This is a genomic window from Sorangium sp. So ce296, from assembly GCF_051529605.1.
GTDB classification, from domain to species: Bacteria; Myxococcota_A; Polyangia; order Polyangiales; family Polyangiaceae; genus Sorangium; species Sorangium cellulosum_D.
Window position 1 is genome coordinate 5,046,778 of record NZ_CP150325.1, and the last position, 16,410, is coordinate 5,063,187.

13 protein-coding genes and 2 pseudogenes are annotated in these 16,410 nt (G+C 69.4%); 9 read left to right on the plus strand and 6 right to left on the minus strand.

Annotated features, from left to right (window positions below; translation table 11 throughout):
- The 9 genes and pseudogenes from WME98_RS18720 (at nucleotide 1) to WME98_RS18760 (ending at nucleotide 10,785) form a co-directional block, all read left to right on the plus strand.
- Nucleotides 1–630 (plus strand): hypothetical protein, encoded by a 630-nt coding sequence (locus tag WME98_RS18720; RefSeq protein WP_437952513.1) that lies wholly within the window; start codon nucleotides 1–3, stop codon nucleotides 628–630.
- 83 nt (nucleotides 631–713) lie between these two features.
- Complete coding sequence (locus WME98_RS18725) at nucleotides 714–947, plus strand: hypothetical protein (protein WP_437952514.1); 234 nt, start codon at nucleotides 714–716, stop codon at nucleotides 945–947.
- A gap of 7 nt (nucleotides 948–954) precedes the next feature.
- A complete protein-coding gene (locus WME98_RS18730; RefSeq protein ID WP_437952515.1) occupies nucleotides 955–3,120 on the plus strand; it encodes a hypothetical protein in 2,166 nt (721 codons plus the stop codon).
- A complete protein-coding gene (locus WME98_RS18735) occupies nucleotides 3,072–3,620 on the plus strand; it encodes an ATP-grasp domain-containing protein (RefSeq protein WP_437952516.1) in 549 nt (182 codons plus the stop codon). The genes WME98_RS18730 and WME98_RS18735 overlap by 49 nt, the downstream gene beginning before the upstream one ends.
- Before the next feature lies 1 nt (nucleotide 3,621).
- Nucleotides 3,622–5,188, plus strand: a pseudogene (locus WME98_RS18740) (IS3 family transposase).
- The gene (locus WME98_RS18745; protein WP_437952517.1) at nucleotides 5,185–5,727 is read left to right on the plus strand and encodes a hypothetical protein; all 543 of its coding nucleotides are present in this window, start codon (nucleotides 5,185–5,187) and stop codon (nucleotides 5,725–5,727) included. The pseudogene WME98_RS18740 and the gene WME98_RS18745 overlap by 4 nt, the downstream one beginning before the upstream one ends.
- Before the next feature lie 778 nt (nucleotides 5,728–6,505).
- A complete protein-coding gene (locus tag WME98_RS18750) occupies nucleotides 6,506–8,170 on the plus strand; it encodes a DUF1592 domain-containing protein (RefSeq protein ID WP_437952518.1) in 1,665 nt (554 codons plus the stop codon).
- A gap of 154 nt (nucleotides 8,171–8,324) precedes the next feature.
- Complete coding sequence (locus WME98_RS18755; RefSeq protein WP_437339579.1) at nucleotides 8,325–9,815, plus strand: DUF1552 domain-containing protein; 1,491 nt, start codon at nucleotides 8,325–8,327, stop codon at nucleotides 9,813–9,815.
- A 202-nt stretch (nucleotides 9,816–10,017) separates the two neighbouring features.
- Entirely contained in the window at nucleotides 10,018–10,785 is a 768-nt protein-coding gene (locus tag WME98_RS18760; protein ID WP_437952519.1) for a hypothetical protein, read from the plus strand.
- Between the two features lie 74 nt (nucleotides 10,786–10,859).
- Here the strand turns inward: WME98_RS18760 and WME98_RS18765 are convergent, their stop codons facing one another.
- From WME98_RS18765 to pqqB, 6 genes and pseudogenes are all read right to left on the minus strand, one after another.
- Entirely contained in the window at nucleotides 10,860–11,435 is a 576-nt protein-coding gene (locus WME98_RS18765) for a hypothetical protein (RefSeq protein ID WP_437952520.1), read from the minus strand.
- Between the two features lie 332 nt (nucleotides 11,436–11,767).
- Complete coding sequence (locus WME98_RS18770) at nucleotides 11,768–13,324, minus strand: MFS transporter (RefSeq protein ID WP_437952521.1); 1,557 nt, start codon at nucleotides 13,322–13,324, stop codon at nucleotides 11,768–11,770.
- On the minus strand, nucleotides 13,321–14,385 hold the full coding sequence (gene pqqE, locus WME98_RS18775) for a pyrroloquinoline quinone biosynthesis protein PqqE (RefSeq protein ID WP_437954004.1): 1,065 nt from the start codon (nucleotides 14,383–14,385) through the stop codon (nucleotides 13,321–13,323). The genes WME98_RS18770 and pqqE overlap by 4 nt, the downstream gene beginning before the upstream one ends.
- A 183-nt stretch (nucleotides 14,386–14,568) precedes the next feature.
- Nucleotides 14,569–14,781 (minus strand): annotated as a pseudogene (gene pqqD, locus WME98_RS18780) (pyrroloquinoline quinone biosynthesis peptide chaperone PqqD); the annotation flags it as partial.
- 7 nt (nucleotides 14,782–14,788) lie between these two features.
- Entirely contained in the window at nucleotides 14,789–15,490 is a 702-nt protein-coding gene (pqqC, locus tag WME98_RS18785) for a pyrroloquinoline-quinone synthase PqqC (RefSeq protein WP_437952522.1), read from the minus strand.
- On the minus strand, nucleotides 15,487–16,404 hold the full coding sequence (gene pqqB, locus WME98_RS18790) for a pyrroloquinoline quinone biosynthesis protein PqqB (protein ID WP_437952523.1): 918 nt from the start codon (nucleotides 16,402–16,404) through the stop codon (nucleotides 15,487–15,489). The genes pqqC and pqqB overlap by 4 nt, the downstream gene beginning before the upstream one ends.
- Between the last annotated feature and the right edge of the window lie 6 nt (nucleotides 16,405–16,410).

The window sequence follows — 16,410 nt, forward strand, 5'->3', positions numbered from 1 at the left end:
ATGGAGCTAGAGATTCACAGTTTACCGATCGAGAGCTGGCTCGCTTTGCCCGATCTCCTGGCGGCGGACGGGTTCACCGTTCGCCTGCCCGAAGCAAAAGGGCGCGCCGAGCTCCGCTGTGGTGCGAAGTCGGAAACATTCGAAGTTCGAAACGTGATCTCCAGCCGCGTGTCACTTTGCCTCGCGCCGGTGCGGCGGCTCGACATCGCCGCCCGGCTCGAACGCATCTTGATCTGCTCGGACGCGGAGGTCCACGTACCGGCGACATCACGGAGCGGCCCCGGCGTGCTCGGGCGCGGCGAAGCGGCCGACATCGAGGCGTTCCTCCAGGATTTTCTCGCGAAGGAAGGCACCCGGAACGAGGAACGTCGTGGCTTCTGCCAGTCTCCGAACGAACGCGCGATCTGCCGTTTCGGCTCGGTGGACTGCCCCTATGGTCGGATTGGCTATGAGACAGGGCTCTGCTTCAACGTAAGGCAACGCAAGACCATGCAGTTCCTGTATGTAGACCCAGACTTTCCGCGCAAGTTTTCGGCCCAGAGGGGGCAATATCGCGAAAGAATCCTTTCCCATTTCGAGCGGTTCAATATGGAGCATATGCAAATCGAGCGCAGGACAACCGGATCGTAAATTGCTCAGTCGCGGAGTCGTGCTCCTTGCGCGGAGAGCTCGCAACCCGAGGCGCGAACGCGGTGACCGGATGAAGAAAGGCCATGAGCAGCGGCTTCAGAATTCTCGTGCGGCGGCTCCGAAGCCTCACATACGGAACGATGAGCCGGCTGAAGGCTTTGCAGGAAGCGGGACGCACGGTCGAGCTCGATGCCATCACGATGCACGAAGGAGCGGAGATCGTCGAGCTCGATCTCGGCTATGGGACGGAGCTCTGGCTGGTCCCGGAGCCGCCCCCAGTGCTCGACCGCGAGCAGACGTTCGTTGAAAACGGTTGATTGATCCTTGAAATGGATCGCAAACTTACCAGCGTACGTCGCTTGCGAGAGAAGGGGCTCAAGCTTCGAGCTCCTCGCGCTCGACCTGACGGCGGACAGCGATGATCTCAAGGCGCTGAATTTCACGGACATCAACGAGCAGGACCGGCCGTTCGTCGTCGCGGAGCTCAAGGCCTATCAGCGCGTCTACGCGCTCGCCGGCGACATCGGGAAGATCGATGCGCTGCTCCGCGCCGGCTACAGCTCGGCGACCGCCGTCGCCCGCGTCGATCTCGACACCTTCGCCCAGAAGACCGGCCTCGACAGGGACAGCGCATCCAGCATCCACAGGAGGGCGCGGGAGGTGGCGGGGACGGCCGTCGCCCAGATGGGCGCCGTCATCGACATCCTGAAGGGCGGGTTCGATTCCATGGCCGTCGGCAACATCGGCCCGTCGTCCCTCGACTACCTGCGCAAGCTCGACGGCTTCACCGAGCTGTTCGGCTCGCAGGACTACTGCGACTGCGCGCACTGCCAGTCGATCCTGAGCCCGGCGGCGTACTTCGTCGATTTGATGGAGTTCATCGAGGAGCACGTCACGAAGCATTATTTCACGGGCGCGCGCGCCTCCCATGTCCTCGCTCTGAAGAGCCGCCGGCCGGATCTCTGGACGCTGCCGCTGACCTGCGAGAACACGCACACGCAGGTCCCCACGCTCGACATCATCAACGAGATCCTCGAGAACTACATCGCCCAGCGGCGGGGCTTCGCCAGCGCGCTGAGCGATCGCGTCGCGGTGAGGACCGCCGTGTACCGCGACACCCTGCCCAGCGCGGTCGACTCGTTCCGGCAGCCGTTCCTCCTGCCCTTCGCCCGCATCGAGCAGTACCTCGGCCATTTCTCCGTGTCACGGGCCGGCGTCGCCGCCGCGATGGGCTCGCCCGCGGGGGTCCGCGCCGCCGCCGCGCTCGGCCTGTCGATGCCGCAGCGGGACACCATCCTCATCGCGAGGCCGCAGATCTCTTTCCTCGAGCACGTCTACGGCGCAGATTTCACGCTGTTGCAGTCCGGCAAGATCGATCCGATCGAGACGAAGGTGCTCTTGAAGCACAGCGGCATCCGCCGGGACGAGCTCGAGATCCTGAGCGCGTGCCGCTTCGTCACGGCGCGCGGGGCGGAGCGGCCGCGCTTCGTCCAGGCGAAGCGCAGCGCCGACAGCGTGCAGAACGATGTCGAGCGCGTGCACGACCTCACCCCCGGGGCCCTGGACCGGATGCACCGGTTCGTGCGCCTCGCCCGCCATCTCCCGTGGACGCTCGCCGAGGTGGACCTCGCGCTCGACAGCGTCATGACCGCCGGGCTGGCCGCGACGCTCGACGAGGCGGCGCTCGAGGCGCTCGCGGCGGTCAAGGAGATCACCGCGCGGTTGCACCTCAAGGTGGAGCAGGCCGTCACGCTCTTCAGCCTCATTCCGAACATCGCGCCCGGCGAGGGCAAGCCCGGGCTGTTCGATCGGCTGTTCAACGCCAGGCCGTTCACGCTCGCCGACGGGCCGCTGCCGAAGCCGGCCGTGGCGTTCATCCACTCCGCTTTCCGTGACGCCGCGCCGCCCCCCGGCAACGACGCCACGCTGCCGCGCCTGATGGCGGGGCTGCAGGTCGACGCCGAGCAGCTCGCCGCGCTGATCCGCGAGCTCGCCGCGCCGCTCGGCGCGGACCTCGGCCCCGACGCGCCGGAGGCGGCGCGCGGCTTCTTCCTCACCCAGGAGAACCTCGCGTTGCTCTACCGGCACGCCCGGCTCCTGCAAGCGCTGAAGGTGAGCGTCGCGCAGCTCTTCCAGCTGATCGCGTTCGCCGGGATCGGCGGGCCGGTTCAGACGCTCGCGCACGTGAGGGCGCTGATCGAGGCGCACGATCTCTGGAAGTCGAGCGGCCTCTCCCTCGACGATCTCGGCTTCGTCACGCGCGGCCGGGTCGGGGACGAGAGCCGCTATCCGAGCGCGGAGGGGGTCGCCGCCGCAATCGCCGGCGAGGCGATGCGCGAGCGGCTCACCCAGTTCGCCGATACGGTGTTCGCGTTCCTGCCCTCCGTGACGAGCGCCTCCACTCGTTCCGCTGCCCCGAGGGCCTCGCGGCGCGCAACCCGGTGTTCTACGGCGAGACGATCCTCGCCGCCGCGATCGTGGACGATCTGATGATCGCGCTGCTCGAACCGACTGCCGACTGGCTGCCGCGGCTGCCGCAGCGCCATCGCCTTCGCGACGTGCGGCTTACGACGCTCGAGGATGCCCTGGCCCTCCGCGATGGCGCGTTCATCAAGCCGACCGACGAGAAGATCTTCGCCGCACGCGTGTATGCGGACGGCGCCGCGGTGGACCCGGATCCGCGGCTGCCGCTGGATCTGCCTGTCCTCGTGAGCGAGCCGGTCGTGTTCGAGGTGGAGTTCCGATTCTTCGTGGTGGAGCGCGAGGTGGCGGCGCTCTCGCCCTATATCCGGGGCGGGGAGATCGCGCGTAGCGCGGCGGGCGACTGGGAAGCGGATCCAGCGGAGGTCGAGGCAGCATCCGCGTCGATCCACGCGCTGCTCGCCGACGCCGACGTGGAGCTACCCCCCGTGTCAGAGAAGTTGTCGCCCCATCTGATCCGCTTACGCAGGATCAGGTCACCGGTCTCGGGGAGCGCAGACAGGCTTTGAGGTGAGAGAGTACTCAGAATCCTTCAAAAGAAAGATCGTCCAACGGCTCCTCGCCCCAGGAGGACCCACGGCGGTGGCGCTGTCCGCGGAGACGGGGGTGCATCAGACGACGCTCTCGCGCTGGCTTCGCGATGCTCGTAGCCTCGCGCCCATGTCCGACGATGCTCGCCCCTCCGCCTCCCGCCGCCGCTCGCCGCCGCTCGCCGCCGCTCGCCGCCCCGAGGACTGGACCCCGGAGCAGAAGCTGCGCGCGGTGACGGAGGCGGCCGCGCTCTCGGGGCGGGAGCTGGGCGAGTTCCTCCGCCGCGAGGGGCTGCACGAGGCGCAGCTCGCCGAATGACGCAAGGCCGCGCTGGAGGCGCTGGGCGGGCCGGCAAAGCCCGGGCATGGCTCGGCCCCGTCGCGGCGCGTTCGGGAGCTGGAGAGGCAGCTGCGGCGCAAGGACAAGGCCCTGGCCGAGGCGGCGGCCATCCTGGTGCTCCAAAAGAAAGCCCAGGCCATCTGGGGGGACGGGGACGACGACACGGACCCGGAGACCGACAGGTGACGCTCGAGCTCATCGGCGAGGCCGTCCGTGGCGGGGCTACGCTCGCGGCGGCTTGCCGCGCGCTCGGGCTCAGCGCGCGCACCGTGGCCCGCTGGCGAGCTGAGGCCGGCGGCGAGGACGGCCGTGCCGGACCGCGCCACGCCCCGGTGCACAAGCTGACCGAGGCCGAGCGCCGGCGCACCGTCGAGGCGGCCAACAGCCCCGAGTTCCGCAACCTCTCTCGCCCAAGCAGATCGTGCCGCGCCTGGCCGACCGCGGCGTGTATCTGGCTTCGGAGTCGAGCTTCTACCGCGTCCTGCGCGAGCAGGGGCTGCTGACGCACCGCAATCCGGCTCGACCGGCAAGCGCCCATCGTCCTCGCGAGCTGGTCGCCAGAAGGCCCAATCAGGTCTGGTGCTGGGACATCACGTACCTGAAGAGCGCGGTGCGCGGCGCGTTCTACTTCCTGTACCTGATCGTGGATGTCTACAGCCGCAAGATCGTCGGCTGGTCGGTCGAGGCCGAGGAGTCGATGGTCGCTGCTTCTCGCCTCGTCGAACAGACCATCAGCAGCGAGAACGTAGGCTCTGGCTGCCTGGTGCTGCACGCGGATAACGGCGGCCCGATGAAGGGCTCGACCATGCTCGCCACCCTCCAGCGCCTGGGTGTCGTGCCGTCCTTCAGCCGCCCTCGCGTCAGCGACGACAACCCCTACGCCGAGGCCCTCTTCCGCACCCTCAAGTACCGGCCCGAGTACCCACGCCGACCGTTCGCCACCGTGGAGCAGGCGCGCCACTGGGTCGAGCGCTTCGTCGCCTGGTACAACGGCGAGCACCTGCACAGCAGCATCCGCTTCGTCACGCCCGACGAGCGCCACCGGGGCCGCGATGGCGCGCTGCTCGCCGCCCGCCACGCCCTCTACCAGCGGGCTCGCCGCAGGACGCCCCGGCGCTGGACCGGCCAGACACGCAACTGGACGCCAATCGGCCCCGTGACCCTCAACCCCCACACGCACGAGGCTCAAGCACTCACGAGGATGTGACCGAATCAACGGACAACCATCTTGACACCCACCGGCTCGTGCGGCCGCCCGGCGAGCCCACCTGGCGAACCCTGGGCGTGGCCCGTTACCTCGATGACGAGGGGCTCTGGGCCTGTCCAGGGATCGACCATACCGCGTACCGCGCCCTGGGCTCAGGCCGCGGGGCGTCCCGGTCGCTCCCGGCGGGAGCCCGCGAGCGCGCGCGGTCGCTCGTGGAGGAGCTGCTCCGGCGCCCCGGCGCGGGCGCCTTCGTGGAGCGCGACGGCAGGCGCTGCAGGATCGTCGGCCGGGCCGACGGCGGCGGGCTGCGCATCGACGGCGGCCCGGGCGGCTTCGCGGAGCGGACGGTGTCGCTGACCGATCTCTCGTGGGCGATCGTGGCGCGCGACGACGTCGGGAAGAACGGCGGGCGGCTGGACGAGCAGCGGGTCAACCGGCTGCGCTATCTCGAGGGGACGCCGCGGGCCGCGACGCGGTGGATCGACACGGGATGGGCGCTCGCGCTCGCGGCGGCGGTTCACCCGGCGGGCGAGGGGTGACGGCGTGGAGGGCGGCGCGCGAGGCGGCTCTCGCGGCCCGCGGGTGGCTTGCGCGCCGCGGCAGCCGTGAATGCCAATCGCCAGGCTCATGGGGCCACGGCCGGGTGTTAACGTTAACCATCCTGGATCCCCTCCTCGCGAGGATCATCGCGGAGGTGGCGAGGCGGGTCCAGGACCGGAAGCCGCCGCAGCCGTCGGCGCGGTAGACGTAGCTGACGGCCAACCCCGGCCGTATGGAGGCGTCGCTCAGTATTATCCCCCTCAGGTCGTGCAGCGCGTCATGCGCGACCGTGCAACGCGTCGTCCACGATCGTGCGACGCGTCGTCCACGAACGAATCGAAGCTTAGCAGTGGACAGTCGCTGCTCTGACCGCATGCCCAGCCGCGCGGGTAGATCGCAGGATGTCTCGGAGAGCAGCCGTCCGTGCTGGCGAGCGGACGGGGCGAGGCATCCTAACCCTCGAGTCTACCTTGTGATCGTGGTGGAGCGCCGAACGCCTCGTGCGCGTCTCCGCCTCGCTCGGCGGAGGCACGGCCCTCTGATCGAAGCGGGCAGCAGCTAGAGCGAAGCGGCGTCTGCGCGACCTTCGTATGCCAGCGCTTCACTATCCCGCCTCCAAAGGAAAACGCTCAGCGAGAGGCCGGTGAGCTCGTCACCGGAGAGCTTCGGGCTCATCCACGGTTTCCGATCCGCTCCGGTGATCACTTCGGCGCGACAGGGGAATATTGGGCTATGCGAACGTTGCGTCAACTATCGTACATCGGTACGACAATTTTTTTGACCTCAACAGCCTTCCTCGCTTCCTGCACAGGGAACATTGCGGATAATGGTGGCGACGACGACAACCCCACCGGCGGTAGCGGTTCGACCGGCACGGGGGGCGGCATCGACAATGGGCCCCCGGATGTCTGCATCCCCGGCCTCCCGGCGACGAGCCAGCTCCCCCGCCTGCTGAACCGGCAGTACGACAACACGGTGCGGGACCTCCTCGGCGTCACCCGCGTGGGCGCCGAAGGGAAGCCGCCGTCCGAGCTGCTCGTCGGCGATTTCGACGGCCCGATGACCCCTGACGCGTGGCGCATCTATCAGGATGTTGCCGCGGCGATCGCCAAAGACGTGATGGCTGGGCCGAACAAGTCCAAGTTCATCAGCTGCGATCCTGCGGCGAGCGGCTGCTTGACGCAGACCATCCAGACCTTCGGCCGCAAGGCGTTCCGTCGCCCGCTGACCCCCGAGGAGGTGGCGCGGTTCGAGAAGCTGGGCCAGACGACGCCGGCAGGAACGCCCGACGAGGTCGCCGAGACAACGTTGCTCGCTTTCCTCGTGTCGCCCTCGTTCCTCATGCTCCCCGAGCTGACGACCACTCCGGCTTCGTCGGGTGAGGGCATCCAGCTCTCCAGCTACGAAGTGGCGACGAGGCTCTCGTACTTGCTCTGGGGCTCCGCTCCGGACGACGCGCTGAGCGCGGCGGCCGACAACGACGAGCTCCAGACCAAAGAGCAGATCCTGGCCCAGGCGCAGCGGATGATCGCCGTGCGCGAGAAGACCGGGCCGCTCGTCTCAGCGTTCCACCGGAACTGGGCGCAGATGGACAACGATCTCGCCCACTGGTGGAAGGGGGATCACAACACCGAGACGTACCCGTTGTACGATCCGGCCGCCAAGCCCAGCTGGCAGGCCGAGCTCGACGCCTTCTTCGAAGAGGTGGCGTTCTCGGGCGGCTCGTTCAAGGACGTCCTCCTCAGCAATGTCGCCTTCGTCAACAAGGACAATGCGGAGATCTACGGGCTCGATCCTGCGGCGTACGGCACCGAGCTGACCAAGGTGGAGCTGGACGCCAACGAGCGGCCGGGCTTCCTGACGCGCGTCGGGTTCTTGAGCTCCTACTCGAGCTACGACGCCACGAGCCCGATCCTGCGAGGCGCGTTCATCGCGACGTACCTCCTCGGCGTGAACCCGGGCCCGCCCCTCCCCGGCGCCACCATGTTGACCGTCGACGGCAAATTCGACACGCAACGCGCGTACGTCGAGGCTCTGACGAAGCCCGAGAGCTGCAAGGGCTGCCACGCGGTCGTCAACCCGCCAGGCTTCGTGATGGAGGGCTTCGACGGCATCGGGAAGATGCAGACGATGGATCCTCGCGGCGGCGTCATCGACGCGAGCGTGACGACGAACACCATCGACTTCGGCGACGGCAACGTGAAGGAGATCACCTCTCCGTTCGAGCTCATGCAGGAGATCGCTCAGGTTCAGAAGGCCAAGCAGCTCTACGCTCAGGCGTGGGTCTCCTATGCCTTTGGGCGGCTCCCGAACGGGAAGGACAAGTGCGTCGTCGATAATATCGAGCTCAAGTTGTCGGAGAGCGGCTACAGCGTTCTCGATCTGATGGCCGATCTCACTCAAGCGGATTCGTTCCGCGTGCGAATCCGTGAAACGCAGTGAAAGCTGAGGAATGTTGACCATGAGCACGAAACTGAACCGCAGAATCTTCCTCCGTGGCATGGGCGGAGCAGCCTTGGCTGCGCCCTTCCTCAGCTCTGTGTGGGAACGCACCGCGAGGGGCGACACCCCTGCGCCTGGGAAGGCGCTCATCGTGATGTTCACGCACTACGGGGTCATCACGAACAAGTGGTTCCCCACGAAGACGCAGGGCGAGCTCACGGCTGCTGACCTCGAGCCGACGAGCCTCGCGGCCCTCGCTCCCTACGCGAAGAAGCTCCTCATGCCGCGCGGCATCCGCTCGATGAACGAGTGGACCGCCAACATGACGCGTGGACAGGGGAACGACTCCCACACGCAGATCGTGGGGTCGTTCTTCACCTGTCAGCCGGTCACGCCCAACAGCAACGACCCGTTCAGCTTCAACCAGGCGACGAAGTTCAACGCGAAGGCCGTCGGTCCGTCGCTGGATCACGTCATCGCCCAGCAGCTCAGCCCGCAAGGCACGCCGTTGCTCTTGAACACGGCCGGTCAGAATGACGGCGCTCAGTCGGCGATCTCCTACAAAGCCTCCGAGACCCTCTTCAGCGGCCTCAACGCGTCGCAGGCCTTCAGCAGCCTCACGGGCCTCTTCCAGTCGGGGGAGCCGATGTCTCCGGACAGCTACGCGGCGGTCCGCGGCAAGAGCGTCCTCGATCTCGTGAAGGACGATCTACAGACGCTCGAGCGGTTCGACATGAGCAGCGCCGACAAGCAGAAGCTCGCTGCCTGGAAGGAGCTCGTCAACTCGACCGGAAACGTGATGGTCTCCGCGCAGTGCAACGCGGAGCTCGGCGAGATGCTCGGCGCGACATCGGCGAACGCCTCCAAGGCGGCGTCGGGCGGCTTCGGGACCGACGTCCTCACGACCAAGGTCGCCGGCGATCTGGACGGCGCGGACATCTATTCGGCCATCGCGGCGCTCGCGGCCGCCTGCAACGCCAACCCCGTAATTTTCATGAAGTATCCGGGAAATTACAATTTCAAGGGGCTCGGCATCACGATGGAGTCGCACTCCCTCTCGCACCGCCTCGACAACGCGGGCATGACAGGCAGCTGCCTGCCCAACGCCATCGAGATGCTCCTGAAGGTCGACGCCTACTACGCGCAGAAGTTCGCGAACCTCGTCAAGATGCTCGACAGCATCCCCTCGGGGAGCGGGACGGTCCTCGACAGCGTCGCCGCCATCTGGTTCAACGAGATGTCGGACGGCAACGCGCACAACCTCAACAACGCCCCCATCATTCAGGCGGGCAGCGCCGGCGGCTACTTCAAGACCGGTCAGATCATCAACGTCGACCCCGCGTCGACCCCGTCGGCCGGCAACAGCATGTCGCAGTGCGCCAACGGCACCGGCCAGGTCAACGGCGTCAATCAAGGCACCGGGACCGATCCGAAGATCGGCAACGCGCCGATCAACAAATACTTCTGCAACATCATGAACGCCCTCGGCGTGAAGGCGGGCGCGGACGGCTTCCCTGCGAAGGGTGGCTCCGCGGAGGTGACCCACTTCGGCTATTCCGACAAGACGGAGGACTTCATCGGCGGCAAGGGCGCGCGCGAAGCCTCGATCCACAATCCGGGCGGGTTCGCGGAGCTCAAGGCCTGATCGTGCTCGGGGCGACGCCCTGAACACCCGGACGAGCTCGAGTGCAAAGACCTCTTCTTACCGAAGAGGTCTTTGCGTTTGTGCGTCGCCGGTCACCGCGGGCGCGGCGAAACTGCCGCTCTTCATGATGTTCCTCACTTCGCGGCCCCGCGCTGGACGACGATGGCGGACAGCGATAGGCCGAGGACCTCTTCTCATGGTCATGTTGGCGAAGCGTCTCCTCATCCCTGCTGCTGTGGTCCTCCCCCTGGCCTGCTCGAGCGGAGCGAGCGACGGCGCCGGGGCGGGCGGGGAGATCGGAGACGACGCGCTCATCGTTCCGGAAGACCTCACGGTCATGGCGCTCCCCGGCGGAAACGGTGTGCTCAACGTGATCGCGCTGACGCTTCGCAAAGGACCGACCAACACCGAGCTCTACGCCGCCTTGAGGAACGACGGGGATACCCCGGCCTGCAGCGCCGCCGTTTCGGTTGAGCTCTACGACAGGACCCAGCGGTCCCTGGCGGTCGGGATCAACGGGTTGCTCACCCAGCATTTCTATCGGCTCACGGATGGCTCGGGCGCGATCGCCGCGTGCGTGGGTCCAGGCGACGTGACCATGGCCGCGGTGACGGACTTGCCCTCGGACATCGCGATCGAAAATGTAGGATACGTCGTCTACCGGTGCCCTTACTTCGCCCTCGACGTCGTTCCGATCGAGGGTCTCACCATCAGCCAAGTGAAGGCCGTAACTCGTGGCGCCGGGACGGCGTACACGGGCACGTTCTTCAACGGGCTCGACGTGGCGGTGAGCGAGCCGTCCGCCACGGTCTTTTCCGTCAATCGCGTCGGGCGTCCGCTCGGCGTGGCGATCGGCAGCGGCACAGTCCAGATTCCGCCGGGTGGCAGCTGGAATTTCGAGACGAACACCGTGGACACGCCCGGACCCGAGCACGCCGCATACCCGGCAGCCGCGCTTGTAAAGGAGTAGGTCATCCCAAGCCGCACGGCGAACCTGCGCCCGTGGGGCGCCGCGACCCGTCGGCGGCTACGCGCCAAGCCCTGCTACTCCAGCGCGCCGTCGGCGATCCACTGCGAGAGCGCTTCGATGTAGCTGGGCGGTACGCAGTTGGCGTCCCCATCGTTGACGCACCCGAGGGGCATCCGCATCGTTTCGCCGCACGGCCCCTCGAGGATCTTGATGAGAGCGCTCTCTTCCGGCTTGCCGGGATTGACGACCGGGATATTACCGCAGTTCTTGGACACGTGCGTGGTCAGCCTCGTGCGCAGCTCTGCGTCGACCTTCAAGTTCAGGGGGTTCATCTCGTCGTTGTGGCAACCCGCCCCAAAACAAGAAGCGTTTTCAATCACGAACTTCACCGTCTCGAACGTCGGCGCGACCCCTGGGTCGCCACCACCGGTGCCTCCAGTGCTCGCGCTGCTGGTAACGCTCCCCGAGCCCTGCCCGCTCGAGTCCGAGCCGCCGGTCCCGGACCCGCTCGAGGCTGCCGTCGTGCTTCCGGCTGCCGAGCTGCTGGTGCTGGTGTCGTCAGGATCCTCCGGCGCATCGGAGCAGCCTGAAAGAGGTGACAGGATGGCGACGATCGCTGCCGCGGCGAAGCTTGAGAATTGAATTTTCATGGGGTCACGATGAAGGTTGTGTGAGAGGAAGTATAGCTATCTTCCCCGCTGGATCAAAGAGAAAGCCTTCGATCTCAGGGCCTTGAGGGCGAGGCGCGGTCGGCGAGGGGATTCGGTGAGCTCGAACTTTTGTGGCCACCTCGCCCGTAGGGTTTGGCCGCTCGCTCGCGAGAGAGCGGCGCCATGCGAGGGACGTCATCTGTGGTGGGTAATCAGCGCAAAGACCGGCGTCGCGCATTCGACGGCTGGAGCGCCGCGTCGGCCCAGCGCTGGTCTGCGGCGGCCCAGAGGCGCTCCTCGAAGTCGGCCGGGAGAAACGTCGGAATGTGCGTTTATCCGGGGACGGGGCCGCCTGCCTCGCCTCGAACCACGGCCGAGCCGCGCCCGCCGCCCGCGCCCGGGTGCGCGCTCCCCGGGGTCGTCCGCGCCGCGCTCACACCCGCCCCCAGGGCCGCGAGGGCCGACGCGGCGAGCATCGTCCCCTGGAACGCCGCGCCGAGCGCGCCGCCCCCCGCCGCCTCGATCGGCTGCCCGCCGCCGAGCGCCGCGAACATCGCCCCGGAGGCCGCCACGCCGCAGAGCATCCCCACGTTGCGCGCCTCGGCGAGCAGGCCCGCGGCGGTGCCCTGTTGATCGCGCGGCGCCGCGCCCATGATGCGGCTATTGTTCGGCGAGGTGAACAATCCGGAGCCGACCCCCACCAGCGCGAGCGCGGCGAGCAGGCCCGCGCGCTCGGGCCGGGGGCCGAGCATGGCCACGCTCGCGAGGCCGAGCGCCAGCGCCGCCATGCCCGCGACGGCCGGCGCGCGCGTGCCGATGCGGTCCGAGAGCCAGCCGCTCGTCGCGGTGAGCACCGCCATCACCGCCGGCTGCACCGTCATCACCAGGCCCGCGTCCGCCGCGCTCATCGCGAGCCGGCCCTGCAAGTAGAACGGCAGCAAGAACAGCATCATGTACACCGCCGCGTACTGGAGAAACGCGGCGACGAGCCCGCGCCCGAGCGCCGGCTGCATGAGCAGCGCGCCCGAGATCAGCGGCGCAGGGCTGCGCCGCTCCGCCCGTACGAACGCCGCGGCGAGGACCGCGCCGAGGGCGAGGAGGCCGATGACCCTGGGGCTCTGAAAGCCCCAGCGCTGGCCGCGCGTGACGGCGACGAGGAGCGCGGTGATCGCCGGACCGAAGAGGAGCGCGCTCGCCCACGGAAACGGCCGCGCGCGCGCGCCGAGCGGCGCGCCCCGCGCAGGCGGAGCCGACGCTGCATCGGTGGCCGCCGCCGACGCGCCCGGGTCCGCGCCGCGGGCGATCCCCGGCGTCGCGCTGGCCGATCCACCCCAGACGAGCGACCGGGCGAGGAGCCCTCCCAGAGCGGCGATGGGCAGGTTGATCCAGAAGGCGGCGTGCCAGCCGGCGCGCTGCGCGAGCCAGCCGCCGATCGACGGCCCCAGCGACAGGCCGAGGTACGTCGCCGTCGCTTGCAAGCCGAGCGCGCGGCCGCGCTGCGCGGGGGGGAACGCGGCGGTGGTGAGCGCCGGGCCGTTCGCCATCAGCATGGCCGCGCCCGCGCCCTGGAGGGCGCGCGCCGCGACGAGCGACGCGAGCGTGGGCGCGAGCGCGGAGAGCGCCGAGCCCACGCCGAAGACGCCGAACCCCGCGGCGTACACGCGCCCCTTGCCGTGACGATCGCCGAGGCGGCCGAACGGCAGGAGCAGCGCGCTCACCGAGAGCGAGTAGGCGGCGAGCACCCAGCTCGCGGCGCCGATGTCGACCCCGAGATCGCGGCGGACGAGCGGCACCGCGACGTTGATGAGGCTGCTGCCGAGCGCGGACATCCAGGTGCCGACGGCGACCACGCCGAGCACGGCGTAGGGCCTGGTCGCGGGGGAGCTCAACGGGGCGCGCCGCGGTGGAGATAGCGAGGCTGAGCCGCCCGCGACGAGGCGGCGCGGAGCCGGGCCTCCTCGACGATCCCGTGCGCCGGCGAGAGCGAGCAGGCCGGGTCCGTCGCGGCGGCGTCGCCGGTGAGGTGGTAGGCCTGGCAGCGGCAGCCCCCGAAATCGGCCTCGCGGCGGTCGCAGCCGCGGCAGGGCTCCGCCATCCACGCGTCGCCGCGGAAGCGGTTCATGCTCGGCGCCTCGCGCCAGATCCAGGCGAGCGGCCGATCGCGCACGCTCTCGAAGCGCAGCCCCGGGATCGTGTGCGCCGCATGGCACGGCAGCACCAGGCCGTCCGGCGCGATGTGCAGGTAACGGCGCGCCCAACCATCCATGCAGGCCCGCGGCAAGGCGGCGTAGTAGTCCGGCGTGACGAAGACCATCTCCATCCGGCCGAGCAGCCGCTCGCGCGCCTCCGAGGCGATGGCGAACGCGCGCTCGAGCTGATCCCTCGTGGGCAGGAGCGCGTCGCGGTTCGCGAGCGCCCAGCCGAGGTACTGCGTGTTGGCGAGCTCGAGCCGGTCGGCCCCGAGCCGCTCGGCGAGCGCGACGATCGCCGGGACATGGTCGATGTTCTCCCGGTGCAGCACGACGTTGACCGTGAGCGGCAGGCCCTCGGCCTTGACCCACGCGGCCACCGCGAGCTTGTGGTCGAACGCCGCGTAGCCGGCGATCCGGTCGGCGCGCTCGGGGTCGGCGTCCTGGACGCTGAGCTGCACGTTGTCGAGCCCCGCCGCCCGCAGCGCCGCGAGGCGCTCGCGCGCGAGCGGGACCCCGGAGGTGATGAGGTTCGTGTACAGCCCGGCGCCGCGCGCCGCGCGGACGAGCGCCTCGAGATCGCGCCGGGCGAGCGGCTCGCCGCCCGTGAGGTGGAGCTGCATCACCCCGAGCGCGGCGGCCTCGTCGAAGACGCGGCACCACGTCTCCGTCGAGAGCTCCCCGGCGGCGCCCTCGAGCTCCATCGGGTTCGAGCAGTACGGGCAGCGCAGCGGGCAGCGGTAGGTGAGCTCCGCGATCAGCGTGTAGGGGCGGTGCGACGCGGCGTCCGCCGCGGCGCCGCCCTCGAGGGCGGACGCGGGGCCTTGCGTGGCCGGCGCGCCGCGCGCGGCGGCGTCCCCGACGGCGACGGCCGCGCGTCGCTCCTCGAGCAGGCCGCGCGCGGCGAGCTCCTCCAGGAAGGCGATCACGTCGCGCTCCACCGCGTCCGGCGGCGTGGAGGCGAAGGAGGCCGCGATCTCGGCGGCGATCTCGGCCACCGTGCGGGCGCCGTCGAGGCGCGCGGCGACCGCCGCGGCCACCGGGTTCAGCGCGAGGCCGCGCTCCGGATAGAGCAGGATCTCGCGGCCCGAGGCGCGATCGCGCACGAGCCGCGCCTTGCTCGCGAGGAGGAGCCGATCGCCGGGCGCGAGGGGCATCTCCGCGTCACGCCTCGGGCCCGTAGGCCGCCGCGATGGCGTCGAGCATCGACCAGAGGATGTCGCACTTCGTGATGAGCGCGGCGATGCACGCCTCCTGGGCGGCGCGCGTCGTCGCGCGCGCCGTCACGTAATCGATCGCCTCGGTGGAGTCGGCCCTGGCGCGCGTCACCCGCCCGCGGAAGTAATCGAGCGTGGCCTGGTCGACCCAGGGATAGTGCTGCTCCCAGGCGACGATGCGCCGGGACATGAGATCCGGCGCGAAGAACTCGGTGAGCGACGAGGCCACCGCCTCGAGCAGGCTGCGCTCGCGCACCAGCGTCACGTACGCGTCGCAGGCGAAGCGCACCGCGGGCAGCACCCTGGTCAGGCCCGCGACCTCGGCGCGGTCGAGCCCCACGCCGTCCGCGAGCCGCAGCCACAGCGCGAGGCCGCCCTCGCCCTCGCGCGCGCCGTCGTGATCGACGATGCGGTGGATCCAGAGCCGCCGGAACGCCGGATCCTCGCTCTTCGCGAGGATGAGCGCGTCCTTGATGGGGATCCGCGTCTGGTAATAGTAACGGTTGAGCACCCAGCCCTGGATCTCGCGGCGCGAGAGCTCGCCGCGGTGCATTCGCTGGTGGAACCTGTGGTTGTCGTGATAGCGCCGGGCGCCCTCGTCGCGCAGCCGCGCGACGAACGCCTCCCGGGAGAGCGGCTCGTCGTTCATAGGTCGATCACAAGGCCGTCCGCGGCCACCTCCCAGCCCGCCTCCTCCACGGCGCGCCGCTCGGGCGAGCCCTCGACGAGGATCGGGTTGGTGTTGTTGATGTGCGTGTAGATCTTCCGCCGCGCGGCGACGCCCGCGAGCAGCCTCAGGCTCCCGCCGTCGCCGCCGATGGGCAGGTGCGCCATATCCTCCGCGCGGGCCTTGCCGAGCCCGAGGCGCACGAGCTCGTCGCTCGACCAGAAGGTGCCGTCGAAGAAGCAGACGTCCGCGCCGTCGAGGCGCGGCACGTAGTCGCCGACAGCCCCGACGGCCGTCGCAATGGCGGCGAGGCGGCCGCTCGTCGCGTCGCGGACCCAGAGGCCGATGTTGTCCTCGGGAGACGGCGGGGCGAGGCCCTCGAGGTGCTTCGGCACCTTGCCCGGCAGCGCGACCGGGACCACCGTCACCCCGGTCTTCGCGCCGTCCAGCCCGGTGAGCTCCGCGGGCTTGTCGAGCTCGAGGCGCCGCCACGTGGTCTGCCCGGGGAAGCGCTGGAGCGTGCGGAAGATGGTGTTGCCCTCGGTGAGGCCGCGGTAGACGGCCTCGGTGGCGTAAATCACGAGCGGCGTGTTCTCGCGCAGGGAGAAGAGCCCCAGCGTATGGTCGAGATCGCCGTTCGTGAGGATGACCCCCGCGATGGGCGAGGCCCTGCCGGCCCGCGGCTGCAGCGGTGGAAAGGCCTCGATCTGCCGGTGGACGTCGGGGGAGGCGTTGACGAGGAACCAGCTGCCCTCGCTCACCTCGAGCGCGAGCGCGTCCTGGGTGCGAGGGCGGATGCGCGCCGAGCCGCGGCGCGCCTCGACGCAGTTCGGGCAGGCGCAGTTCCATTGCGGGAGGCCGCCGCCGGCGGACGAACCCAGGACGCAGAGGCGCATTCCGGT